Below are 24,638 nucleotides of genomic sequence, written 5' to 3' on the forward strand. Positions count from 1 at the left end.
GGGCCTCACGACGCCCCGTAGAACAGCTCCTCCACCACGCTCCGCGCCCGCCGTGCCGTGCGCCGGTACGCGTCGAGCATGTCGCCGGCGTGGCCGGAGCCGTAGCCCAGGTAACGGCCGACGGCGCCCAGTTCCCGGGGCACGGTGGGGAAGGTGTCCCCGGCCCGGCCCCGGACCAGCATCACCGCGTTGCGCACGCGGGTGGCGAGCACCCAGGCCTCGTCCAGGGTGGAGGCGTCCTCCTCGGAGATCAGCCCGGCCGCGCGGGCGGCGGCCAGCGCCTGCCGGGTGCGGGTCGTGCGCAGGCCGGGCTCCCGCGCGCCGTGCCGCAGCTGGAGCAGTTGCACGGTCCACTCCACGTCGGACAGCCCGCCCGGCCCGAGCTTGGTGTGCAGCTTGGGGTCGGCGCCGCGCGGCAGTCGCTCGGACTCCATGCGGGCCTTCAGCCGCCGGATCTCGCGGACGGCCTCCTCGTCGAGCCCGGCGGCCGGGTAGCGCAGCGGGTCGATCAGCTCGGTGAAGCGGCGGCCCAGGTCCTCGTCCCCGGCGACGTGCTCGGCGCGCAGCAGCGCGTGCCGCTCCCACACCAGCGCCCAGCGGCGGTAGTACGCCTCGTACGACTTGAGCGTGCGCACCAGCGGGCCGGACTTGCCCTCCGGGCGCAGGTCGGCGTCGATGAGCAGGGGCGGGTCGGCGCTGGGGACCTGGAGCAGGCGGCGCATCTCGGTGACCACCTTGCCCGCGGCCTCGGCGGCCTCCCGCTCGTCCACGCCGTCGCGCGGTTCGTGCACGAACAGGACGTCCGCGTCGGAGCCGTAGCCCAGCTCGTGCCCGCCGAAGCGGCCCATGCCGATGATCGCGAACCGGGTGGGCAGCGTGTCGCCCCAGCCCTCGCGGACGACGGCGCGCAGCGTGCCGGAGAGGGTGGCGGCCGTCAGGTCGGAGACCGCGCCGCCCACCAGGTCCACCAGGGCGCCCTGGTCGGCCTCGGCGGGCTGGGACTCGGTGCCGTAGGAGCCGACGATGTCGGCGGCGGACGTGCGGAACAGCTCGCGGCGGCGCACCCCGCGGGCGGCGGTGACGCCCTGGACGGCGTTGTCGGCGCGGCGGACGGCGGCGAGGATCTCCTGCTCCAGGTGGGCGCGGGAGCGCGGCTGGAGCCCCCCGCCGCCGTCGCCGAGCAGCGCCACCGCCTCGGGGGCGCGCATCAGCAGGTCGGGGGCGAGCCGGCCGGCGGACAGCACCCGGGCCAGGTTCTCGGCGGCGGCGCCCTCGTCGCGCAGCAGCCGCAGGTACCAGGGCGTCTTGCCGAGCGCGTCGGAGACCTTGCGGAACGTGAGCAGACCGGCGTCCGGGTCGGCGGAGTCCGCGAACCAGCCGAGCAGCACGGGCAGCAGGGTGCGCTGGATGGCGGCCTTGCGGGTGACACCGGACGCCAGCGCCTCCAGATGGCGCAGCGCGGCGGCCGGATCGGCGTACCCGAGCGCGACCAGCCGCTCCCGCGCGGCCGCGGCGCTGAGCCGGGCCTCGCCGGGGGCGAGCGCGGCGACGGCGTCCAGCAGCGGCCGGTAGAACAGCTTCTCGTGCAGCCGCCGTACGACGGAGGCGTGCCGCTTCCACTCCCGGGTCAGGGCGGCGACCGGGTCGGTGCGCAGGCCGAGGGAGCGGCCCAGGCGGCGCAGGTCGGCCTCGTCCTCGGGGACGAGGTGGGTGCGGCGCAGCCGGTGGAGCTGGATGCGGTGCTCCATGGAGCGCAGAAAGCGGTAGGCGTCGTCGAGCTGGGCGGCGTCCGCGCGGCCGACGTAGCCGCCGGCGGCGAGGGCCTTCAGCGCGTCGAGGGTGGTGCCGCTGCGCAGCGAGGCGTCGGAGCGGCCGTGCACCAGCTGGAGCAGCTGCACCGCGAACTCGACGTCCCGCAGGCCCCCCGGGCCCAGCTTCAGCTGCCGGTCGACCTCGGCGGCGGGGATGTTCTCCACCACCCGGCGGCGCATCTTCTGCACGTCGGCGACGAAGTTCTCCCGCTCGGCGGCCCCCCACACCAGCGGCTGGAGGGCGGCGACGTACTCCTCGCCGAGCGCCCGGTCCCCGGCGACCGGACGGGCCTTGAGCAGCGCCTGGAACTCCCAGGTCTTGGCCCAGCGCTGGTAGTAGGCGAGGTGGGAGGCAAGGGTGCGCACGAGCGGCCCGTTGCGGCCCTCGGGGCGCAGATTGGCGTCGACGGGCCAGATGGAGCCCTCGACGGTGGTCTCGGAGCAGATCCGCATCATGTGCGAGGCGAGCCGGGTCGCGGCGCGCAGCGCCTTGTCCTCGTCGGCCCCGTCGGCCGCCTCGCCGACGAAGATGACGTCGACGTCGGAGACGTAGTTCAGCTCGTGTCCCCCGCACTTGCCCATCGCGATCACCGCGAGCCGGCACAGCGCGGTGTCCTCGGGTGCGGCGGCCCCGGCGAGGGCGAGGGCGGCGCGCAGGGTGGCGGTGGCGAGGTCGGCGAGTTCGGCGGCGGTCTGGGCGATCCCGATGGTGCCGCAGACGTCACGGGCGGCGATGGACAGCAGACAGCGCCGGTAGGCGACGCGGAGCGAGACCGGGTCGGTGGCGCCGGCGAGGCCCCGCTCGAACTCCTCGACGTCCGGGTGCAGGTCGCGCGGCTCGTAGGTGACGAGGGCCCGCCAGTCGCCCGGGTGCCGGGCCAGATGGTCGGCGAGCGCCTCGGACGCGCCGAGTACCCCGAGCAGCCGGTCCCGCAGCGGCTTGGCGGCTATCAGGGTGTCCAGCAGCTCCTGGCGGGCGGTGGCCCCGTCCTGCGCCTCCAGCAGCCGTACGAGTCCCCGGAGCGCGAGATCGGGGTCGGCGGTGGCGCCGAAGGCGTCCAGCAGTACGGGGTCGTTGCGCACGGGCGTCAGCCCGGCGCCGTCGAGCAGTCGCTCGGCGGCGGACGGGTCGGTGAAGCCGTGCCGCAGCAGCCGTGTGAAGGTACTGCTCCTGCGCCCCGGCGCCGACGTCATCCCCGGCCTCCCTCGTGCCTCGCGCCTGTGCCTGGTGCACATGCCTCGGATCAGGGTCGTACGGCCCCGAGCCTATCCGGAGTACGGTCCCGCGGGCCCGGGACGGCCCGCGATGAGTTCCGGGGGCGGACGGAGTCAAAGTGAGGACGGTACGTACGGCCGACCCGTGACGGAGGACCCGTGAGCGACACCCCCGAGACCCGCCTCGACCCGCGCTACAGCGATCCGGCGGCCCAGGCACCACCCTGGCCGGAGACGGAGCGGCTGCTCGCCGGGGCGGAACTGTTCTGGGTCTCCACGGTCCGCCCCGACGGCCGCCCCCACGTCACCCCGCTCCCGGCCGTCTGGCGGGCCGGCGCCCTGCACTTCTGCACCGGCCCGGACGAGCGCAAGGCCCGCAACCTGGCGCAGAACCCGCACGTCGTGCTGACGACCGGCACCAACACCTGGGACGAGGGCTACGACGTGGTGGTGGAGGGCGAGGCGGTACGGGTCTTCGACGAGGCCCGGCTGCGCGAGCTGGCGGCGGCGTGGGAGGCGAAGTACGGCGACTTCTGGAGCTTCGAGGTCCGCGACGGGTGCTTCCACCACGGTCCGGGACACGCTGTCGTGTTCTCGGTGGCGCCGCGGACCGTGTTCGGCTTCGGCAAGGGGGAGCCGTTCAGCCAGACCAGGTGGCGGTTCGCCTGAAGCCGGGCCGGCCGTCGACGAAGGAGTCGCTGTTCCATGGGCGTGCCCCTCGAAGCGATCCCCTCCCCGTGAGCGACATCGACCGCGCCAGGGACTTCCACCACCACGGTCATGAAGCGCTCCTCAGGGACCACCCGGCTCCCATGGAACGAAGGCGGCGCCCGACCACGCGACACACATTGCCCGCCCTGTGTGTCAAACCATGGCAAATGGCCACTCGGGGTGGGACGGACGGCCACGTGTGCGGTCCGGAGCGCGAGCTCCGGCCCACACCGGGTCACCGGACACGGGCCGTACGCACACATCCGATGAGGGGAAGTCGCCGATGAGTGAGTCCGTACGAACCGGATCCGGGAGCACCGGAGACAAGGTCAAGGCAGAGACCTCCGCGACGGCCGGCCAGGCCAGGCAGGCCGCGGGGCAGGTCGCGGGAACCGCGGCGGAACAGGCCCGGACCGTCGTGGGCGAGGCGCGGCAGCAGGCCGGCACGGTCATCGAGGACCTGCGCACCCGCGCGATCGACGAGGCGGACGGGCAGACGAAGCGGGCGGCCGGCACGCTGCGGCAGTGGGCGAACGACTTCTCCGGGCTGGCGGCCCACGCGGAGAAGGACTCGCCCGCCCGCAGTCTGGCGGCCCGCGCGGGCGACAAGGGGACGCGGGCGGCCGACTATCTGGAGCGGCAGGGGGCCGAAGGCCTCATCGCCGACCTCCAGGGCTTCGCCCGGCGCCGCCCCGGCGCCTTCCTCGGCGGCGCGCTGCTGGCCGGACTGGCCGTCGGGCGCCTGGCGAAGGCGACGCAGACGGCGTCCCGGACCGACGGGGACGGACAGCGCCAGGTCACCGCGGCCCCGGCCGCCGGGACCCTGCCGGCCGCTCCCCCGCCGGGGACCGCACCGCCCGCACCGCCGAGCCTCGGCACGCCGGGCCGTCCGTTCCCGGAGGTGTGAGATGGCCACGCTGTCACCGCTGTCCCGGGCCCGCTCGGCCGAGCCGCACGAAGGTGAGCGTTCCGCGGGTGAGCTGCTGTCCCGGGTGACCTCCGACCTCCAGGTCCTCTTCCGCCAGGAGGTGGAGCTGGCCAAGACCGAGGTCAAGGAGGAGGGCGCCAAGGCGGGCAAGGCGGCCGGGATGTACGGCGGCGCCGGCCTCGCCGGCTACATGGTCCTGCTGTTCCTGTCGCTGGCGGCCATGTTCGGCCTGGCCAACGTGATGGACGGCGGCTGGGCCGCGCTGATCGTCGCCGCGCTGTGGGCCGTCGCCGCGGCCGTGCTGTACCAGAAGGGCCGCGCGAGGATGCGCACCGTCTCGCCGAAGCCCGAGCACACCGTCCAGACGCTGAAGGAGGACGCGGAATGGGCACGTCACCCGACCAAATGAGGGCCGAGATAGCGGCCACCCGCAACCAGCTGTCCGCGGACGTGGACCGGCTCGCCGACCGGGCCAGCCCGCGCCGTATGGCCCGCCGCCGCAAGGCGCGGATGCGCCGCACGGTGTCGGGCGTCCGTGACCGCGTCATGGGCACCGCCTCCCACACGGCGCACGGGGTGGCCGACACCGCCCGGTCGGCGGCCGGTTCGGTGCAGGAGGGCACCGGACACGCGGCCGACTCGACACGCGAGGCCGCCGGTCAGGCGGGAGAGGCCATCCAGCAGACGCCCGAGATGGCCCGCCGCCAGACGCAGGGCAACCCGATCGCCGCCGGCCTGGTCGCCTTCGGCGTCGGCCTGCTGGCCGCCTCGGTGATCCCCGCCTCCGAGAAGGAGCAGCAGAAGGCGTCCGAGCTGATGGAGCGCGGCGCCGAGGCGCTGGAGCCGGTCAAGCAGGCCGCCGCCGAGTCCGCGCAGCACCTGAAGGAGGACGCCAGGGAGGCCGCACAGAGCGCGGCCGCCGAGGTGAAGGGCACCGCACAGCAGGCGGCCCGCACCACCCAGGACGAGGCCCGCGACCAGGCCGGCCAGGTCACCGACCAGGCCAGGGACTCCGGCCGCAGCCTCAAGGACGGGACCCACGGGCGCTCCGGCCCCGCCTGAGGACCGGACACCGACGGCGTCGAGCGGAAGGAGCCCTGCTCCGGGCCCGTCCGGGCCCGGAGCAGGGCTCCTTCCGTCCTTCCGGTTCCGTCCCTTCCGGAGCGGCCCCGGACCGGCGCTCGGTCAACGGGTGAGGATCAGGATCAGGATGACGGTCGCCACCGCACTGATGAGCAGCGACCCGACGCAGCCGATCCGATTGCTGAAGAAGAAGAACATGTCCGCCGGGTACCCCGCACCGCCGCCCCGAACGTGTGCGGCGGTGCGGGGAGTCACCCGATGCCGTGCTTCGTGGCCGGTCCCGCGGTGTGACGTCACCGTACTGTCCGGCGTGAGCCGTGTCGCGGCACGACGCGTACGGCGGAGGGGACGCATGAGCGGCTACGGCGACAGCGGCGATCCCGGCGACTGCGTCGAGGTCGCGATGCCCCCTGCTCCGGCCACGTCCGGGGTTCCGGGACCCCCGACGGCCCCCGTCCCGCCCTCACGGCGGCGACGGGGGCCGCTTCGTGACGCGTCACGCCGGCCGGGGCCGGGACCCGCCGCGAGGGCGGCCCCCGGTGCGTGTCAGCTCGCGTACGTCTCGAACTCGGCGATCCTCGGGGTGCCCGAGGCACCGGTGATCTCGAAAGTGATCTTCTTCAGGGAGGTCGCGGGGAAACTGATGACGCCCGCTCCGCTGCCGGAGGCCAGGACGGCGCCCGTGTCGTGGTTGACGACCCGGTAGGAGTGGACGGTGCCGGAACCCGACGCCTGCCGGATGTCGATCCTGGACACCTTGGTGGCGGAGCCCCACTTGACCGAGACGGAGCCGGTCGAGCCGGACGGCGACCAGTACGTGCTCGTGCTGCCGTCGACGACGTTGCCGTAGCTCGTCCCGGATGCCTTGGAGGAACCGTCGGCGCCCGCGCCGAGGCTGAGGTTGGTGCCGGTGGGCGGGTCGGTCGGGTCCGGGTCGGTCGGGTCCGGGTCGGTCGGGTCCGGGTCGGTCGGGTCCGGGTCCGGGCTCTGCGGGGTGCAGCTGCCGTTCGAGACCCTCAGGCCCTGGTCGGCGCCCGCCGTCCGGCTCACCACGCCCGGCACGCAGTCGGCCGCGTCGAGGGTGTAGGCGTACGGGATGCCGACCGACGTGTTCGACGTCGGGTTCGGACCGGCCGGGTTGTTGTCACCGCTGCGCGAGGACCAGGTCACGTTGTCGAAGATGTTGCCGCTGACCTGCCAGTAGCCCGCCGCGTCGGTGTAGAACGTGCCGAGGACGTCCTTGGAGTCCTCGAAGTAGTTGTTGTCCACCTTGGCGCGGGCGCCGGCGCGTGAGTTGATCCCGGACTCGTTCAGGTTCCTGTAGTGGTTGTTGTAGATGTGCGAGACGCCGCCGCGCAGCAAGGGCGTACGGGAGTCGATGTTCTCGTACAGGTTGTGGTGGAACGTGACGTACCCGTTCGAGGTGTCGCTCTCGCTGGAGCCGATGAGGCCGCCGCGGCCGGAGTTGCGCAGGATGCTGTAGGACAGCGTCACGTACCGGGTGTTGTTCTTCATGTCGAAGAGGCCGTCGTAGCCCTCCGACTCGCCGCCGGACGCCTCCAGGGTGGTGTGGTCGACCCAGACGTTGCGGACACCGCTCTCCATGCCGATGGCGTCTCCGCCGTTCGACGTGGGCGAGCCCGACTTCTTGACGTTCCGGATCGTCACGTTCTGGATGATGATGTTGCTGGACTCCCGGATGTGGATGCCCAGTTGGTCGAAGACGGCGCCGTTGCCGACACCGACGATCGTGACGTTGCTGATCTGCTTGAGCTCGATGACGCCGGCGGCGGTGTTGCAGCTGCTGCCGGACACCTTGGCGGTGTTGCCGTGGTTGATGGTGCCCTCGACCTGGATGGTGATCGGGGTGGAGCTGCTGGCCCGGCTGCACAGGGCCTGATGGATCGCGGTACCGGTGGTGGCGCGGACCGTCTGGCCGCCCGCACCGCCGGTGGTCCCGCCGTTCTGGGTGGCGTAGCCGGTGACGCCGCCGGTGGCGGCGGACGCCGTGGACGTGGACAGGGCCACGCCGGTCGCCGCCGCGAGGGCTCCCGTGGCCAGTAGAGCGGAGAGTCGCACTGCGACTGATCGTCTCATTCCCGTATCGCCTTTCGCTCTCGTGTGCCGTGCGTTCCGCACCGAGCTGCCTTATGTCATGGGCATGTCAGTACTGCCGACAAGGGAAGGCTGGGTGGGCCGGCTCATCGGCGAGAAAGCGCTTTCCTGATTCTGTCGTGACAGTAGGGCCACATCCGAGGGACTGACAAGGTTCCGCGCAGTTACGGAAGTGATACTTCCGCTTCCGCGGGGGCAGGCACCCCCGCCCTAGGTCGGAATCCGTCCTATATCGCTCCTAGCGTGGTCCTCGACCGCGGAACAGGAACGACGGAAGGCGAAGACCATGACCGTGAACGAGCTGACCACCAGCGACCCCGCCGAGGGCCCGGCGGTGACCGGTGAGCGCGCCGACCTGCTGGAGACGCTCGCCAAGCACCGGCACTTCCTGCGCTTCACCACCCGTGATCTGACCGACGAGCAGGCCGGGCTGCGGACGACCGCCGGCGAGCTCTGCCTGGGCGGCCTGATCAAGCACGTCGCCTCGGTCGAGCGGGGCTGGGTGGACTTCATCCTGAACGGCCCCTCGGCGATGGGGGACTTCACGGCCATGACCGAGGAGGACTGGACCCGGCGGGCCGACGAGTTCCGGATGCTGCCCGGTGAGACGCTGGCCGGCGTGCTGGCCGACTACGCCGACGTGGCCGCCCGGACCGACGGCCTGGTCGCGGCCCTGCCCGACCTCGACGTCGCATGGCCCCTGCCGAAGGCCCCGTGGTTCGAGTCCGGCGCGCGGTGGACGGCCCGCAGGGTGCTGCTGCACATCATCGCCGAGACCGCCCAGCACGCCGGCCACGCCGACATCGTCCGTGAATCGCTGGACGGTGCGAAGAGCATGGGCTGACCGCCGGGCGCCCCCGTACGGGGGCCGGGGCGCACGGTCGCCGGCCCCGTGCGCCCGCTGCCCGACCGGATCTCCGTCCCGGCCCGCGCCTACAGCACCGGCAGGCTCTTGCGCAGCTCGAAGGCGGTGACCTCGGAGCGGTACTCCTCCCACTCCTGCTTCTTGTTGCGCAGGAAGAAGTCGAAGACGTGCTCTCCGAGGGTCTCGGCGACCAGGTCGCTGCGTTCCATCAGGGTCAGGGCCTCGCCCAGGTTCTGCGGCAGCGGCTCGATGCCCAGCGCGCGGCGTTCCGCGTCGGACAGGGCCCAGACGTCGTCCTCGGCGCCCGGCGGGAGCTCGTAGCCCTCCTCGATGCCCTTCAGGCCGGCGGCCAGCAGGACGGCGTAGGTCAGGTACGGGTTGGCGCCGGAGTCGATGGAGCGGACCTCCACGCGCGCCGAGCCGGTCTTGCCGGGCTTGTACATGGGCACGCGGACCAGCGCCGAGCGGTTGTTGTGTCCCCAGCAGATGTACGAGGGGGCCTCGCCGCCGGCGCCGGCCGTGCGCTCCGTGCCGCCCCAGATGCGCTTGTAGGAGTTGACCCACTGGTTGGTGACCGCGGAGATCTCCGCCGCGTGCCGCAGCAGGCCCGCGATGAAGGAGCGGCCGACCTTGGAGAGCTGGTACTCGGCGCCGGACTCGTAGAACGCGTTGCGGTCGCCCTCGAAGAGGGAGAGGTGGGTGTGCATGCCGGAGCCCGGGTGCTCGGAGAAGGGCTTGGGCATGAAGGTGGCCTGGACGCCCTGCTCCAGCGCCACCTGCTTCATGACCAGGCGGAACGTCATGATGTTGTCCGCCGTGGAGAGCGCGTCCGCGTAGCGCAGGTCGATCTCCTGCTGGCCGGGGGCGCCCTCGTGGTGGGAGAACTCCACTGAGATCCCCATCGACTCCAGCATGGTGATCGCCTGGCGGCGGAAGTCCATGCCGACGTTCTGCGGGGTGTGGTCGAAGTAGCCGGAGTTGTCCGCGGGGGTCGGGCGGCTGCCGTCCAGCGGCTTGTCCTTCAGCAGGAAGAACTCGATCTCCGGGTGGGTGTAGAAGGTGAAGCCCAGGTCGGAGGTGCGGGCCAGGGCGCGCTTGAGAACGAAGCGCGGGTCGGCGAAGGACGGGGAGCCGTCCGGCATGAGGATGTCGCAGAACATGCGGGCCGTCCCGGGGGCCTCGGCGCGCCAGGGGAGGATCTGGAACGTCGACGGGTCCGGCTTGGCGATCATGTCGGACTCGTACACCCGGGCGAAGCCCTCGATGGCGGAGCCGTCGAAGCCGATCCCCTCGTCGAACGCCTGCTCGAGTTCGGCGGGGGCGACGGCCACGGACTTGAGGAAGCCCAGCACGTCGGTGAACCACAGGCGCACGAACCGGATGTCGCGCTCCTCCAGCGTCCGGATCACGAACTCCTGCTGCTTGTCCATCTTCCGCTTCCCCATCCTTGCCGGTCAGGCCGCCCGTCCGCTCCCACACCCTGGGGAGACGGCCGGGCATTGCGAGCATCCCACCACATCAGCGTTTCACACGCGTTGCCGACCTCGATCGGCCGGCCTGCCGCGGCATGAACGCCCCGCACACGACAGGTGTACCGCTCCGGGGCCCATCCTGCCCGTTCCGGGCCGGTGTCCGTAACGGGCGGCTCACGGCCTCGGGGAGATGCCCAGCAGGAGGGGGCCCGTGGGCGCCTCGACGATGTCCGCCACCGTGACCGGGTCCAGCGAGGCGAAGAACGCCTCCTGGGCCCCGCGCAGGGCGCCGCGCAGTCGGCAGCCGGAGCTCAGCGGACAGGGGGACGAGGTGGCGGCGCCCTCGCAGTCGGCGACGTCGCCCTCGCCCTCGAAGGCCCGGACCACCGCGCCCACCGAGGCGGTACGGCCCTCCTCCGTGAGCGCGAGGCCTCCTCCCCTGCCGCGCCGGGCCGTGAGCAGGCCCATGTGCCGGAGCACGGCGACGACCTTCGCGGCGTGGGTGTACGGCACGTCCATGACCGTCGAGACGTCCCGCGTCGTCGGGTTGGAGTCGCCGGCCGCAGCGAGGCGCATGAGGACCCGGAGAGCCAGGTCGGTGGAGCGGAGGAGCCGCATACCAGGCAGCGTAGGCAATACGTATATAGGGTTCAAACCATTCGGAGTGGAGGACCTGTGCGGGTGGCGTGCGCGTGGGTGGGTGGGTGCCGGACCGGGTCCCCCCGCCCCCTGCGGCTCGCCCCGCCTTCCCCCTTACGATCAGCTGATCCGTTCGTCCCACTCCTCCTCTCCCGGCGGCCGTCGCCGGGCTCGTCGCCGGCAGTGTGGTGCTCGTCCAGTCGCAGTCGGACGGCGGCGGCACCGCCGCCGCCGCCGCCGAGTCCGAGAGTTCGGACACGTTCGTCACGGGCGACGACGGCGTGCGGAAGTGGGAGGGCGAACTGGGGCGCAACCACGTGACCAAGGCGGTGGACTACCCCGTCTCGCCCCCGGTCGGCGGTGACCACAACCCGGTGTGGATGAACTGCAACGGGGACGTCTACACCGACGAGATCAACGACACCAACGCCGTGCACTCGCTGGAGCACGGCGCCGTGTGGGTGACGTACAACGCCTCGGCCGACGAGGCGGACGTCGACGCGCTGGCGGCGAAGGTGAAGAAGACGCCGTACACGCTGATGAGCCCGGTGGACGGCCAGAAGGACCCGATCATGCTGTCCGCCTGGGGGCACCAGCGCACGGTGAGCGGTGCGGACGATCCGGCCCTGGACGCGTTCTTCGAGAAGTTCGTCCAGGGGGAGCAGACGCCCGAGCCGGGGGCCGCCTGCACCAACGGGCTGTCCAGGTGAGGCAGACGGGGCTGATCGCGGGGGCCGCGGCCACGGCGCTGATCGCGGCCGGGGCGATCACCTACGCGGTGGCCGGGGACGCGGGGTCCCCGGACGCGGTCCCGTCCGCGGAGTCCGCGGACGCCGGGTTCGCCCGGGACATGGCCGTGCACCATCAGCAGGCCGTCGAGATGTCGTACGTCGTGCGGGACCGCACGGACGACGAGGAGGTCCGGCGGCTCGCCTACGACATCGCCCAGACGCAGGCCAACCAGCCGGGCATGCTGCTGGGCTGGCTGGACCTGTGGGAGCTGCCCAAGGCGTCCGCGGATCCGCCGATGGCCTGGATGGGCATGGCGGACGCGGCCTCGGGCGAGGACGGGGCGCTGATGCCGGGGATGGCGACCAACACCGAGATGAAGCGGCTGGGCTCGCTGAGCGGGGAGCGGGCGGAGGTCTTCTACCTGCAGCTCATGACGGACCACCACGAGGGCGGGGTCCACATGGCCCAGGCCTGCGTCCGCGCGTGCGAGGTGGGGGCCGGGAAGCGGCTCGCGCGGGGGATGGTGGAGGGGCAGGAGTCGGAGATCACGCTGATGGCGGACATGCTGGAGCGGCGGGGGGCGGCGGCCCGGTCGTAGCGGACGGGGCTCCGGGACATCGCGTCGCTTTGACGATTACACTGGGCCCGTGCCTCAACTACGTCTCGCCCTGAACCAGATCGACTCGAGCGTCGGCGACCTCGCCGGCAACGCCGAAACGATTGTCCGCTGGACCCGGCACTCCGCCGAGCAGGGGGCGCACCTCGTGGCGTTCCCCGAGATGGCTCTGACCGGGTATCCCGTGGAGGACCTGGCCCTGCGGTCGTCCTTCGTGGAGGCCTCCCGGGCCGGCCTGCGCTCCCTCGCCTCACGGCTCGCCGAGGAGGGGTTCGGGGACCTTCCGGTGATCGTCGGGTACCTCGACCGCAGCGGCGCCGCCCAGCCGAAGTACGGGCAGCCGGCCGGTGCGCCGCAGAACGCGGGCGCCGTGCTGTACGGGGGTGAGGTGGTGCTGGGCTTCGCCAAGCACCACCTGCCGAACTACGGCGTCTTCGACGAGTTCCGGTACTTCGTGCCCGGTGACACCATGCCGGTGGTGCGGGTGCGCGGGATCGACGTCGCCCTCGCCATCTGCGAGGACCTGTGGCAGGACGGGGGGCGGGTGCCGGCGGCCCGGTCGGCGCGGGCCGGGCTGCTGCTGTCGATCAACGCCTCGCCGTACGAGCGGGACAAGGACGACACCCGGCTGGAGCTGGTGCGCAAGCGGGCGCAGGAGGCGGGGTGCACGACCGCGTACCTCGCGATGACGGGCGGGCAGGACGAGCTGGTCTTCGACGGGGATTCGATCGTGGTGGACCGTGACGGCGAGGTCGTGACGCGTGCGCCGCAGTTCGCCGAGGTGTGTGTCGTGGTCGACCTCGACCTTCCGGCGGCGGAGGCGGACGCGCCGTCGGGGGTGGTCGACGACGGGCTGCGGATCGACCGGGTCGTGCTGTCGGAGGAGCCCGTGCCCGCGTACGACGCCTCGTCGGCCGGGGGGTACGCCGAGCGGCTCGACGACGACGAGGAGGTGTACTCCGCGCTGGTGGTCGGGCTGCGGGCGTACGTCGCGAAGAACGGGTTCCGGTCGGTGCTGATCGGGTTGTCCGGGGGGATCGACTCGGCGCTGGTCGCCGCGCTCGCCTGTGACGCGGTCGGGGCGGAGAACGTGTACGGCGTGTCGATGCCCTCGAAGTACTCGTCGGAGCACTCGAAGGACGACGCGGCGGAGCTGGCCCGGCGGACCGGGCTGAACTACCGGACCGTCGCGATCGAGCCGATGTTCGACGCGTACATGGGTGCGCTGGGGCTGACGGGGCTGGCGGAGGAGAACCTTCAGTCGCGGCTGCGGGGGACGCTGCTGATGGCGATCTCCAACCAGGAGGGGCACATCGTGCTGGCGCCGGGGAACAAGTCGGAGCTGGCGGTGGGGTACTCGACGCTGTACGGGGACTCCGTGGGGGCGTACGGGCCGATCAAGGACGTGTACAAGACGTCGGTGTTCCGGCTGGCCCGGTGGCGCAACCGGGCGGCGGTGGAGCGGGGGGAGACGCCGCCGGTCCCGGAGAACTCGATCTCGAAGCCGCCGAGTGCGGAGCTGCGGCCGGGGCAGGTGGACACGGACTCGCTGCCGGACTACCCGGTGCTGGACGCGATCCTGGCGCTGTACGTGGACGGGGACCGGGGGGCGGACGAGATCGTGGCGGCCGGGTTCGACGCGGAGCTGGTGACGAGGACGCTGCGAATGGTGGACCGGGCGGAGTACAAGCGGCGGCAGTACCCGCCGGGCACGAAGATCTCGCCGAAGGGCTTCGGCAAGGACCGCCGTCTTCCGATCACGAACGGCTGGCGCGAGGGCGCGCGCGTCTGACGCGCATCCGCGGAACACCTGCGGCGCGGCTTTCGGTCCGGTGGGGGCTCGGGTGGCGCCTGCGGTCGGTGGGTGGGGCGGGGCCGTGTCGGGGGTGTCCGTTATCGGACCGGCGCGGATCACGTCCGCCGGAGGGGGCGTGGGGTGCGGACGCGCCGGCCGCTGCGGGCGGCCGCCCCCGCCCCGGCCCCTTCCCGCCGTACGCGGCCGCCCTCGCTCCGGCCCCTCCCCCGCCGCACGTGGCCGCCCGCCTCAGCCCCCACGGTCAAGTCGTGTCTCCCCCGGTGCCGTGAAGGCCCGGGAGGCTCCTCCAGGGCGATGGGTGTCTCCCGTTCACGGAGGGCTCCCGCTCGAGCGGACCGGGAGTGGGGAGAAGCCGGGGTGGGGAGGCGTACCGCGAGCGCCGGGCCGCTCAACCCCGCACCCGGCCCACGCCGGCACGGGGCGCCCGCAGAACGCCGGGCCGCGCGGACACCACGACCACCGGGGGCGAAGTCACCGCCCCGGCGTCACCCTGCGGTCCTCAGTCGTCCTGCGCGGTGAGCCTCACCCGGGCCGCGATGGGCAGGTGGTCGCTCGCCGTGGCCGGCAGGGTCCAGGAACTCTCCGGTTCGGCGCCCTTGACCAGGATCTGGTCGATCCGCGCCATCGGGAACGACGCCGGCCAGCTGAAGCCGAAGCCGCTGCCCACGGCGCCCTGGGTGGAGCGCATCTGGGAGGTGACGGCGTTCAGGGCGCGGTCGTTCATCGTGCCGTTCAGGTCGCCGAGCAGGACGACGTTCGGCAGTGGCTCGTCGGCGATGGCCTCGCCCAGGGCGTCGGCGCTCTTGTCCCGCTGGCGGGCCGTGAAACCGGCCTCCAGCTTCACCCGGACGGAGGGGAGGTGCGCGACGTAGACGGCGACCTGGCCGGCCGGCGCGGTCACCGTGGCGCGCATCGCGCGCTTCCAGCCGAGGCGGATGTCGACCGCCTTCACGTCGTTCAGGGGGTACTTGCTCCACAGGCCGACGGTGCCGACCACCTCGTGGTACTTGTACGTCGACTCCAGCGCCCGCTCGTACGTGGGGACCTCCGACGCCTTCAGCTCCTCGAGGGCCAGCACGTCCGCGCCCGACGCGGCCACGTCGCGGGCGGTGGCGGCCGGGTCCGGGTTGTCGGCGTTGACGTTGTGCGTGACCAGCGTGAGGTCGCCGCCCGTGGTGGTCTTGTCGGTGAGCAGGCCGCCGAAGAGGTTCAGCCAGACGGCCGCCGGCAGGACCGTCGCGATCAGTGCCGTCGCCGACTTGCGGATCAGGCCGAGGACGAGCAGCACGGGGATCAGCAGGCCCGCCCAGGGGAGGAAGGTGTCCACCAGGCTGCCCAGGTTGCCGATCGCGTTCGGGATGTGGGTGTGGGCCAGCATGACCAGGGCCGTCAGGGGCGAGCAGACGGCGAGGACGACGCCGCGGCGCCAGATGCCGCGGTCGTCGCGCCAGCCTCTGGTGAGGCGCTCGCGCAGGCGCCGGAGCCGGGTCGGCTGCTGCTCGGACCCCGGACCGCCGTTGTCCGTCTCCGTCATGTACGCCTGCTGCGCCATACCGTCGCCTCACAACCTGCCGTGCGCACCGTCACCCCGTGTCCGTAAGACCCTAGGGGATGATCGGTTCCGTTCCTGCCGCCCCTCGACGGCCGTACGGGGGCGAGGACGTGCGGGGGCGCCCGGGGAGTTCCGGGCGGGGGTGGCGAGAGCGCCCTCTGTGACGAAACGCGCACATGGGGGCTAGCCGCTGACGGGGCGTAGACCCTGGAGGAGGGTGTCGACCACCTGTTCGGCGAGGCCGTCCGGGAGGTCGGCGTCGGGGCGCAGGACGGTGCGGACGAGGATGGGGCCCACGACGATGTCGTTGAGGACCTCCAGGTCGACGTCGGCGCGCAGTTCGCCGTTCTCCCGGCCCCGGCGCAGCACCTCCAGACCCAGTCTGCGGCGCGGCAGGATGACGGTGTCGTGGTAGGCGGCCCAGAGGTTGGGGCTGCTCTTCATCTGGGCGCGCACGTTGTGCAGGATCGCCGAGGTCCGGCCGGCCAGACCGCGCAGGCGCAGGGACTCCAGGAGGACGACGAGGTCGTCCCGCACGGAGGTGCCCGGGAGTTCGGGGTCCGGGGGCTCGGCGGCGCGCAGGACGTCGACGAGGAGTTGCTCCTTGCCGCTCCAGCGGCGGTAGATGGTGGCCTTGCCGACGCCGGCGGTGCGGGCGATGCGCTCGATGGAGAGCTCCGCGAGGGGCACACCGTCCTCCAGGAGCTTCGTCACCGCCTCGATGATGGCGCGTTCGACCGCCTCGCTGCGGGGGCGGCCCCGTACGGGACCGCCCTGCCGGGGGCCGGTGTCGGCCGGGCTCACGTCGTCGGGTCCTTTCGGTGGGCTGGGACGATTCTCCCCGGTGGGCGGTGGCGACGGTCCACCGGCCGGGGGTTTCAGTCCGCCGCCGACACCAACTCGTGTTTCTCCTCGCCCCCTTCGGGCGTCGGCGCACGGCCGGGCAGGAACACGGCGATGACGACCGCGCCCAGCACCGCGACACCCGCCCCCCACAGTGCCGTGACGTGCATCGCGTGCAGGAACGCGTCGTCGGCCGCGCCGGCCAGGGCCTCGCCGCGCGCACCCAGCCGGTCCGCCACGGCCAGGGTGGCCTCGATGGACTCTCCGGCGGCGTGCCGTGCGCCGGGCGGCAGCGGGCCGAGCTCGTCCTCGATGCCGTTGCGGTAGGCGGTGGACAGCACCGAGCCGAGTACCGCGATGCCGAGGGCGCCGCCGACCTGGCGGAAGGTGTTGCTCAGCGCGGAGGCGGAGCCCGCCTTCTCGCGGGGCAGGGCCTGCATGACGACGACGCTGACCGGCGTCATGACGTGCGCCATGCCGGCTCCCATGAGGAAGAAGACGACCTCCAGGACCCAGATCGGCGTGTCCCCGTCCAGGACGACGAAGGCGGCCAGCGTTCCCGCGAGCACCACCAGGCCGGCGGTCGCGGTGGCCCTGTTGCCGATGCGGTCCACCAGGAGGCGGGCCCGGGGCGCGAAGACCATCTGCGTGGCGGCCAGCGGCAGCATCAGCAGTCCGGTCTCCAGCGCCGAGTAGCCGCGCACGCTCTGGGTGTAGAAGACCGCGAAGAACGTCACGCCCGTCAGCGCGAAGAAGACCAGCGCGATCGCGACGATCGCGGCGGAGAACACCTTGTTCCTGAAGTAGGCGACGTCGACGGACGGATGGTCGCTGCGCTTCTCGAAGACCACGAACGCGGCGAGTACGGCGAGACCGGCGCCGACGGCCGACAGCACCGTGGCGTCGGTGAAGTCGGCGAGCTGGCCGCCCTTGATGATGCCGTAGACCAGCAGGACCAGTCCGGCCACGGACAGGACGACGCCGACGGGGTCGATCCGGCCCGGGTCCGGGTCGCGGGAGTCGGGGACCAGCCACAGCATCAGGACGACGGCGAGGACGACGATCGGCACGTTGACGAGGAAGACCGAGCCCCACCAGAAGTGCTCCAGGAGGACGCCGCCGGTGATCGGGCCGATGGCGATGGCCAGGCCCACGCCGCCCGTCCAGACGCCGATGGCCTTCGGCTGCTCGTCGCGCTCGAACACGTTCATCAGGACGGCCAGGGTGGCCGGCATGACGAACGCGGCGCCCAGGCCCATCACCGCGCGGAAGCCGATCAGCTCGGCCGGTGAGCCGGAGAACGCGGCGAGCGCCGAACCGGTGCCGAAGGCGACGAGACCGCCGATCAGCACCTTCTTGCGGCCGAGCCGGTCGCCCAGCAGTCCCGCGCTGAGGAGCAGGCCGGCGAAGACGAGCGTGTAGGCGTTGATCGCCCACTCCAGCTCGCTCTGCGTGGCGCCCAGGCCGGTGGGTGCGGGGGTGGAGATCGTCTTGATGGCGACGTTCAGGATCGAGTTGTCGAGGACGACGATCAGCAGGCTCAGCATCAGCACGCCGAGGATCGCCCAACGGCGTCGGTGCACGGCCTCCGGGACCCGGCGGGCGGGGGCGGCAGGAGAAGTCATGCGGCTCAGAGTAGCCATTTACAATACGATACCGTCTCGTATCGTAAGCGTTTCGCCCAGATCCTTCCGGAATATCGCACGGCGGAACTCACGGGGGTACCTCTGGCCCTCTTCCGGGTGAGGTGCCACCATGGACGTGGTCCGGGGACGCCGTCAGGGCGCCTCGAGATGACGTGTTGGGAGACGGTTCCATGACGCAGCTTTCGGCTGCCCGGACCGGGACGACGCCCGGTTCCCCCTCCACCGGCAGGACGCTGTACGGGGGCAAGGGCACGCGCCGCATCACTGTCCGCGACATCGCCGCCGCCAAGGAGCGCGGCGAGAAGTGGCCCATGCTCACCGCGTACGACGCGATGACCGCGTCCGTGTTCGACGAGGCCGGCATCCCGGTGATCCTCGTCGGCGACTCCGCGGGCAACTGCCACCTCGGGTACGAGTCCACCGTGCCCGTCACCCTCGACGAGATGACCATGCTGTCCGCCGCGGTCGTACGGGGCACCTCGCGCGCCCTGATCGTGGGCGACCTGCCCTTCGGCTCCTACCAGGAGGGCCCGGTGCAGGCGCTGCGCTCGGCGACCCGGCTGGTGAAGGAGGCCGGTGTCGGCGCGGTGAAGCTGGAGGGCGGCGAGCGGTCGCACCGGCAGATCGAGCTGCTGGTGGAGTCCGGGATCCCGGTGATGGCCCACATCGGACTGACGCCGCAGTCGGTGAACGCGATGGGCTACCGGGTGCAGGGGCGTGGCGAGGAGGCGGCGCAGCAGTTGCTGCGGGACGCCAAGGCCGTGCAGGACGCGGGGGCGTTCGCGGTGGTGCTGGAGCTGGTGCCGGCGGAGCTGGCGGCGGAGGCGACGCGGGTGCTGCACATCCCGACCGTCGGGATCGGGGCCGGGCCGGACACGGACGCGCAGGTGTTGGTGTGGACCGACATGCTGGGGCTGACGGGTGGGCGTGTGCCGAAGTTCGTGAAGCGGTACGCGGATCTGCGTGAGGTCATGAGCGGGGCGGCGCGGGCGTTCGCCGAGGACGTGGTCGGCGGGACGTTCCCGGAGGAGGCGCACTCCGTGCACTGAGCAGCTCTGCTGCTGTCGAGCCATTGCCGCACCACCGGCCGGCCCCGTCGATCTTCCCCCGTCGGCGGGGCCGGCGCACGTCCGGGGCCGGACGGGGAGGTGCTGCGCAGCCCGGCGCTCGCGGGGTGCCTCCCCCGCTCCCGGCTCCGCTCGAGTGGGAGGCGTCCCCGCGCCCGCCCGTGCCACCCCCGTGCCACCCCCGTGCCACCCCCGGGGTGCCTCCCGGGCCGTTCAGGCACCGGGGGACACGACTGCCGGCGGTAACGCCCCTGTCGGTGGGATGTCGGGGGTTTGTCGGTGGGGGCTGGGACGGTTCTCCGCATGACGCGAAACGACAATGACCCAGGGGGCGCGGGGAGCGCCGTCACCGTGCGGGGGCTGGTCAAGCACTACGGGGGGACCAGGGCGCTGGACGGGGTCGACCTGGATGTGCGCGAGGGCACCGTGATGGGGGTGCTCGGGCCGAACGGGGCCGGGAAGACCACGCTGGTGCGGATCCTGTCCACCCTGCTGACGCCGACCTCCGGACACGCCACCGTCGCCGGGTACGACGTGGTCCGCCAGCCGAGGCAGCTGCGCCGGGTGATCGGGCTGACCGGGCAGTACGCCTCCGTGGACGAGAAGCTTCCGGGCTGGGAGAACCTGTACCTGATCGGGCGGCTGCTCGACCTGTCCCGCAAGGAGGCCCGGTCCCGCGCCGACGAGCTGCTGGAGCGGTTCTCGCTCACCGACGCGGCCCGCCGGCCGGCGGCCACCTACTCCGGCGGCATGCGGCGGCGCCTGGACCTGGCCGCCTCGATGATCGGCCGGCCGGCCGTGCTCTACCTGGACGAGCCGACCACGGGACTGGACCCCCGTACCCGCAACGAGGTGTGGGACGAGGTCAAGCGGCTGGTCGGGGACGGGGTGACGGTACTGCTGACCACCCAGTACATGGAGGAGGCCGAGCAGCTCGCCTCCGAGCTGACCGTCGTGGACCGGGGCAAGGTCATCGCGGGCGGCGGCATCGAGGAGCTGAAGGCGAAGGTCGGCGGGCGTACGCTGCGGGTCCGCCCGGCCGACCCGCTGCAGTTGCGCCCGCTGGCGGACGCCCTCGACACGCTGGGCCTCACCGGGCTCGCCACGGCCACCGTGGACGCCGGGCGGGGGGCCGTGCTCGTCCCGGTGCTGAGCGACGAGCAGCTGACCGCCGTGGTCGGCGCGGTCACCGCGCGCGGCATCACGCTCAGCTCCATCACCACCGAACTGCCCAGCCTGGACGAGGTGTTCCTGTCCCTCACCGGCCACCGCGCCAGTGCCCCGCAGGACGCCGCGCCCACCGAGACCCACGAGGAGGCCGTCGCCGTATGAGTGCCGCCGCCACCACGACCGACCTCCGCGCGGACGCGCGCATCCCCTTGCGCGCCCACCTGCGGCACACCGGCGCCCTGGTGCGCCGCAACCTGCTGTGGATACGGCAGGACCCGGAGTCGATGTTCGACGCCGTGCTGTTCCCGATCGTCTTCACCCTGCTGTTCGTGTACGTCTTCGGCGGCTCGATCGGGCAGTCGCTGGGCGGCGGGCAGCAGGCGTACGTGCAGTACATCGTGCCCGGCCTGATGGCCATGATGGGCATGAACATGGCCCAGGGGGTGGGCACCGGGTTCAACCAGGACTTCAACACCGGGGTCATGGACCGTTTCCGGTCGCTGCCGATCGGGCGCGGCTCGGTGCTGTTCGCCAAGATTTCGGTCGAGATGATGCGGATGCTCATCGCCACCGCGATCCTCATGGTCGTCGGCGTGCTCGTCGGCTTCGACATCACCAACTGGCCGGGGCTGTTCGCCGCCGTGGGACTGTCCGCGGTCTTCGGCTCGGCGCTGATGTGGGTCTTCCTCACGCTGGGCGTGGTGATGAAGAACGCCCAGTCGGTGCAGGCGATGGGCTTCCTGGTGCTGATGCCGCTGCAGTTCGGCTCGTCGATCTTCGCGCCGACCGGGTCGATGCCGGGCTGGCTGGAGTCCTTCACCCAGGTCAACCCGCTGTCCGCGCTGGCGGACGCCGCACGCGGGCTGATGGCGGGCGGCCCGGTCGCCCACGACCTGTGGATGACGCTGGCCTGGTCGGTGGGGATCACCGCGGTGATGGCGCCGGTCGCGATTCACAAGTTCCGCACGAAGAGCTGATCACTCCGGTCCGAGCAGGGCGCCGGCCTCCTCCGGGAGGAGGCCGGCGCCCTCGGCGTACGCGCTCTCGTACGCCGTGTCACCGAGTGCCGCCCGGGCGCGCGCCTCGGCACGTGCGCGTATCTCGCGCTCCAGGCGCGGGGCGCTGTGCCCGGGCGGCAGCCAGGAGTCGGCGGCGCCGAGGCAGCGGGCCGCCTCCCGGGCGCGCCGCCCGCCGTCGACTCCGGCGAGGGCGGCGGCACCCGTGGTGAGGTACGCCGAGCGCATGTGGGGCGCCATGGCGGCGGACAACGGATCGCCCGCCTGCCGGATCGCCTCTCGGAGGACGACCAGGGCCTGCTCGTCGTTGCCGTCGGCAACCTCCAGACAGCCCTCGGCGCCGAGGATGAACGCGTCGAAGAGGACGTACTGCGCGAGGCGGAACTCCTTGCGCAGGGCCCGCAGGTGCTCCCGGGCCTCCGCCGTACGCCCGGTGGCGCACAGCCAGCCGGTCAGGAAGAGCCGGGCGGCGGGCAGGGCCTCGGTGTGCCGGCCCCTCGTGTCGTCGATGATCTCGCGCAGCAGTCGCTCACCGCGCTCCGTCTCGTCCGTCTCCAGCAGCGCGCTGCCCAGCCGGGTGGTGAGCAAGGCCGTGTGGGCGCGGGCGCCGAGACGGTCGGCGTACTCGATCGCCGCCTCGTAGTCCGCGGCGGCGTCCCCGTACGCGCCGGCCCGTTCGCGGGCCTCACCGCGCGCGGAGAGGGCCTCGGCGATGCCCCAGGTGTCGCCGAGCCGGCGGTGGATCTCCAGGGCCTCGTCGGCGTCGCGGCGGGCGTCGCCGGCCCAGTCGCTGCGGTTGGCCAGGAAGTTGGCGCGCAGCTGGAGGTTGGAGGCCAGCTCCCACTCGAACCCGGGGTTCGCCCGGCAGGTGCGGATGGCCGCGTCGACCACGTGGCGCAGCCGCTCCATGTCGCCGGTCAGCAACACCGCGAACACCCAGAGCAGGCCGGGCGACCGGCAGACCTGCGGCATGCCCGGCTCGTACGTCGCGCCGACGAGGCGCAGCTTGTGCTGGGCCTGCGGGGTCTGCCAGTCGTCGAGTCCGGTGTCCATGTGGGCCAGATGGGCCAGGTGCACCCCGCGGCGGGCCTCGGCGAGGACCTCGCCGGTCATCGGGGGCGGGGCGGCGGTGCAGCGCTGCCACAGCGGGGCGGCGGGCCGCACCGGTTCGGTGAACGGGTCGGGAGCGAGGGCCATGACCTCGGCGCACCAGTGGCGGGCCTCGATGCGCAGGTCGCGCATCTGCCAGTACCAGACGAGCGACAGGGTGATGCAGAGCGCCTCCTGCTCGTCGCGCAGGGCGAGAGCGTGGCGCAGGGCCGTGCGCACGTTCTCGTACTCCCGCTCCAGCAGCGCGATGGCGGCCACCTGGTGCGGGCCGCGCAGCATCGGCTCGGTGGTACGGGCGACTTCACGGAAGTACGTCAGGTGCGCCCGCTCCGCCTCGGGTCGCCGGCCGGACTCGTCGAGGCGTTCGCCGGCGTACTCGGCGACGGTCTCCAGGAGCCGGTAGCGCATCCCGCTGTCGCCCGAAGGGACGGCCACCACCAGGGACTTGTCGACTAGGGAGCCGAGCGCGTCGAACGCGGCCGGTCCGCAGACGGCCTCGGCGGCGGCGAGGTCGCAGCCACCCGCGAAGACCGACAGCCGGCCCAGTACGTCGCGTTCGTCCGCGTCGAGCAGGTCCCAGGACCAGTCGACGACGGCCCGCAGGGTCTGCTGTCTGGGCAGGGCGGTGCGGCTGCCGGAGGTGAGCAGCCGGAAACGGTCGTCGAGCCGGTCGGCGATCTGGCGCGGGGTGAGCATCCGCAGCCGGGCGGCGGCGAGTTCGATGGCCAGCGGCAGGCCGTCGAGGCGGCGGCAGATCTCCGCGCAGGCCGCCGCGGTGTCGGCGTCAACATCGGTGCGGAAGCCGGGGCGTGCGGCGGCCCCCCGCTCGGCGAGCAGACGCAGCGCCACCGGCTCGGGCAGTGGCTCCACCGGGCGCAGTAACTCGCCGCTCACGCCGAGCGGTTCGCGGCTGGTGGCGAGGACGGTGAGCCAGGGACAGCGCTCCAGCAGCGCCTGGGCGAGGTGGGCGGCGGCCTCGACGACGTGCTCGCAGTTGTCCAGGATCAGCAGCATACGGCGCGGGCCGCAGTGCTCGGCGAGACGCTCCACCGGGTCGTCGTGCCGGTCGGTGACGGCCCGCATGCTCTCGGCGCCGGCCCCGTAGAGCACTGTCTCGCGGGCGCCGACGGCGGTGAGGACGGCCTCAGGGACGGCGTCGGGGTCGTCGACCGGGGCGAGTTCGGCGAGCCACACCCCGTCGGGGACGCTCTGCCGCACGGTCTCGGCGGCCTCCTGCGACAGCCGGGTCTTGCCGGCCCCGCCCGGCCCGAGCAGGGTGACCAGCCGGGCGGCGGCGAGGTCGGCGCGGATGGTCTCGATGTCGGCCTCCCGGCCGACGAACGAGGTCAGCCGGGCCCGCAGGTTGCCGGGCGGAGCGCTCCCTGTGGCCCGGGACGTGGGCGCCGGTCCGGGTTTCAGCAACTCGGCGTGCAGCGCGCGCAGTTCGGCGCCGGGGTCGGAGCCGAGGCGGTCCGCGAGCAGGCGTCGTACGTCCTCGTAGGCGGCCAGGGCCTCGGCGGTGCGGCCCGTGTCGCGCAGGGCGCGCAACCGCAGCGCCTGGAGGGGTTCGTCGAGGGGGTGGCCGTCGCACAGCGCGGTCAGTTCGGGCAGGGACTGCTCGGCCTCGCCGAGGGCGAGGGCAGCGGTGTGCCGGGCGCGCAGCACGTCCAGGTGCCGGGTCTCCAGCCGGGCCGCGTCGGCCGTGCGGTCGGGCAGACCGGGGAGGGCGGGGCCGCGCCACAGGGCGAGGGCGTCGTCGAGGACGACGGCCGCCTTCGCCGGGTCGCCGTCGGCCAGGGCGCGCAGGCCGTCGCCGGCCAGCCGCTCGAAGCGGTGCAGGTCGATGTCGTCGGGCGCGGCGGTCAGCCGGTAGCCGCCGTCGACGGAGGCGATCTCGTCCGGGCCGAGCGTCCGGCGCAGCCGTCCCACCAGCGCCTGCAGCGCCCCGGTCGCGTCGGCCGGCGGATCGCCGTCCCAGACCTCGTCGACCAGCAGGGCCACGGGCACGACGCGTCCGGGCCGCAGGGCGAGCACGGTCAGCAGGGCGCGCAACCGCGCCCCGCCCACCGGGACGACGGTGCCGTCGGGACGGAGTGCCTGGGTGGTGCCGAGGATGCGGTAGCGCACGGGGTCCATTGTCTCCGGTGGTGGCGGGGCACGGGGCCCGGCCGGCGTGGCCGTCCCCACCCTGCGCGGAACCGGCCGCCGGCGCGAGACGTTTTCCGGGTGCG

General features: G+C 72.9%; 18 protein-coding genes and 1 pseudogene. 11 read left to right on the top strand and 8 right to left on the bottom strand.

All coding sequences use genetic code 11. The features are described from left to right. Positions 1-5: 5 nt before the first annotated feature. Positions 6-3,005: a bifunctional [glutamine synthetase] adenylyltransferase/[glutamine synthetase]-adenylyl-L-tyrosine phosphorylase gene (locus KYY02_RS27255; protein ID WP_371242423.1), complete on the bottom strand. Its 3,000-nt coding sequence runs from the start codon at positions 3,003-3,005 to the stop codon at positions 6-8. Positions 3,006-3,185: 180 nt separating this feature from the next. Here KYY02_RS27255 and KYY02_RS27260 point away from each other — a divergent pair, with 180 nt between their 5' ends. From KYY02_RS27260 to KYY02_RS27275, 4 genes are all read left to right on the top strand, one after another. Further along, positions 3,186-3,695 carry a pyridoxamine 5'-phosphate oxidase family protein gene (locus KYY02_RS27260; RefSeq protein ID WP_371242425.1) on the top strand — a complete coding sequence of 170 codons (510 nt, stop codon included), beginning with the start codon at positions 3,186-3,188 and terminating at the stop codon, positions 3,693-3,695. 325 nt (positions 3,696-4,020) lie between these two features. Then, entirely contained in the window at positions 4,021-4,644 is a 624-nt protein-coding gene (locus KYY02_RS27265) for a hypothetical protein (protein ID WP_371242427.1), read from the top strand. Position 4,645: 1 nt separating this feature from the next. Continuing rightward, the gene (locus tag KYY02_RS27270) at positions 4,646-5,074 is read left to right on the top strand and encodes a phage holin family protein (RefSeq protein ID WP_371242429.1); all 429 of its coding nucleotides are present in this window, start codon (positions 4,646-4,648) and stop codon (positions 5,072-5,074) included. Beyond that, complete coding sequence (locus tag KYY02_RS27275) at positions 5,050-5,727, top strand: DUF3618 domain-containing protein (RefSeq protein ID WP_371242431.1); 678 nt, start codon at positions 5,050-5,052, stop codon at positions 5,725-5,727. Before KYY02_RS27270 ends, KYY02_RS27275 begins: the two co-directional genes overlap by 25 nt. Before the next feature lie 567 nt (positions 5,728-6,294). Here the strand turns inward: KYY02_RS27275 and KYY02_RS27280 are convergent. Further along, positions 6,295-7,845, bottom strand: coding sequence for a pectate lyase family protein (locus tag KYY02_RS27280; protein ID WP_371242433.1), 1,551 nt, complete (start codon positions 7,843-7,845; stop codon positions 6,295-6,297). Positions 7,846-8,149: 304 nt separating this feature from the next. On the opposite strand from KYY02_RS27280, the gene KYY02_RS27285 reads away from it, so the two are divergent. After that, the gene (locus KYY02_RS27285) at positions 8,150-8,707 is read left to right on the top strand and encodes a DinB family protein (protein WP_371242435.1); all 558 of its coding nucleotides are present in this window, start codon (positions 8,150-8,152) and stop codon (positions 8,705-8,707) included. 89 nt (positions 8,708-8,796) lie between these two features. On the opposite strand, the gene glnA2 is transcribed toward KYY02_RS27285, so the two are convergent. Beyond that, positions 8,797-10,158, bottom strand: a complete 1,362-nt coding sequence (gene glnA2 / locus KYY02_RS27290) for a gamma-glutamylpolyamine synthetase GlnA2 (RefSeq protein ID WP_371242437.1) — start codon at positions 10,156-10,158, stop codon at positions 8,797-8,799. Positions 10,159-10,374: 216 nt separating this feature from the next. Beyond that, on the bottom strand, positions 10,375-10,818 hold the full coding sequence (locus tag KYY02_RS27295) for an RrF2 family transcriptional regulator (RefSeq protein WP_371242439.1): 444 nt from the start codon (positions 10,816-10,818) through the stop codon (positions 10,375-10,377). 182 nt (positions 10,819-11,000) lie between these two features. On the opposite strand from KYY02_RS27295, the pseudogene KYY02_RS27300 reads away from it, so the two are divergent. From KYY02_RS27300 to KYY02_RS27310, 3 genes and pseudogenes are all read left to right on the top strand, one after another. Next, a pseudogene (locus tag KYY02_RS27300) lies at positions 11,001-11,549 on the top strand (thioredoxin-like domain-containing protein); the annotation flags it as partial. Continuing rightward, positions 11,546-12,169, top strand: coding sequence for a DUF305 domain-containing protein (locus KYY02_RS27305; RefSeq protein WP_371242441.1), 624 nt, complete (start codon positions 11,546-11,548; stop codon positions 12,167-12,169). The pseudogene KYY02_RS27300 and the gene KYY02_RS27305, both read left to right, overlap by 4 nt. A gap of 49 nt (positions 12,170-12,218) precedes the next feature. Further along, complete coding sequence (locus tag KYY02_RS27310; RefSeq protein WP_371242443.1) at positions 12,219-13,979, top strand: NAD+ synthase; 1,761 nt, start codon at positions 12,219-12,221, stop codon at positions 13,977-13,979. A 523-nt stretch (positions 13,980-14,502) separates the two neighbouring features. Here the strand turns inward: KYY02_RS27310 and KYY02_RS27315 are convergent. The 3 genes from KYY02_RS27315 to KYY02_RS27325 form a co-directional block, all read right to left on the bottom strand. Further along, on the bottom strand, positions 14,503-15,555 hold the full coding sequence (locus KYY02_RS27315) for an endonuclease/exonuclease/phosphatase family protein (RefSeq protein ID WP_371242445.1): 1,053 nt from the start codon (positions 15,553-15,555) through the stop codon (positions 14,503-14,505). Positions 15,556-15,738: 183 nt separating this feature from the next. After that, positions 15,739-16,359 (bottom strand): TetR/AcrR family transcriptional regulator, encoded by a 621-nt coding sequence (locus tag KYY02_RS27320; protein WP_371242447.1) that lies wholly within the window; start codon positions 16,357-16,359, stop codon positions 15,739-15,741. 74 nt (positions 16,360-16,433) lie between these two features. Continuing rightward, positions 16,434-18,023, bottom strand: a complete 1,590-nt coding sequence (locus tag KYY02_RS27325) for a DHA2 family efflux MFS transporter permease subunit (RefSeq protein ID WP_371242508.1) — start codon at positions 18,021-18,023, stop codon at positions 16,434-16,436. A gap of 191 nt (positions 18,024-18,214) precedes the next feature. On the opposite strand from KYY02_RS27325, the gene panB reads away from it, so the two are divergent. From panB to KYY02_RS27340, 3 genes are all read left to right on the top strand, one after another. Continuing rightward, the gene (panB, locus tag KYY02_RS27330) at positions 18,215-19,093 is read left to right on the top strand and encodes a 3-methyl-2-oxobutanoate hydroxymethyltransferase (protein ID WP_371242449.1); all 879 of its coding nucleotides are present in this window, start codon (positions 18,215-18,217) and stop codon (positions 19,091-19,093) included. Between the two features lie 321 nt (positions 19,094-19,414). Then, on the top strand, positions 19,415-20,443 hold the full coding sequence (locus KYY02_RS27335) for an ATP-binding cassette domain-containing protein (protein ID WP_371242451.1): 1,029 nt from the start codon (positions 19,415-19,417) through the stop codon (positions 20,441-20,443). Next, positions 20,440-21,258, top strand: a complete 819-nt coding sequence (locus KYY02_RS27340; RefSeq protein WP_371242453.1) for an ABC transporter permease — start codon at positions 20,440-20,442, stop codon at positions 21,256-21,258. The genes KYY02_RS27335 and KYY02_RS27340 overlap by 4 nt, the downstream gene beginning before the upstream one ends. Here KYY02_RS27340 and KYY02_RS27345 read toward each other — a convergent pair whose 3' ends face one another. Then, a complete protein-coding gene (locus KYY02_RS27345) occupies positions 21,259-24,543 on the bottom strand; it encodes an AfsR/SARP family transcriptional regulator (protein ID WP_371242455.1) in 3,285 nt (1,094 codons plus the stop codon). Positions 24,544-24,638: the final 95 nt, after the last annotated feature.

The sequence above is a fragment of the Streptomyces pimonensis genome (genome assembly GCF_041380215.1).
GTDB classification, from domain to species: Bacteria; Actinomycetota; Actinomycetes; order Streptomycetales; family Streptomycetaceae; genus Streptomyces; species Streptomyces pimonensis.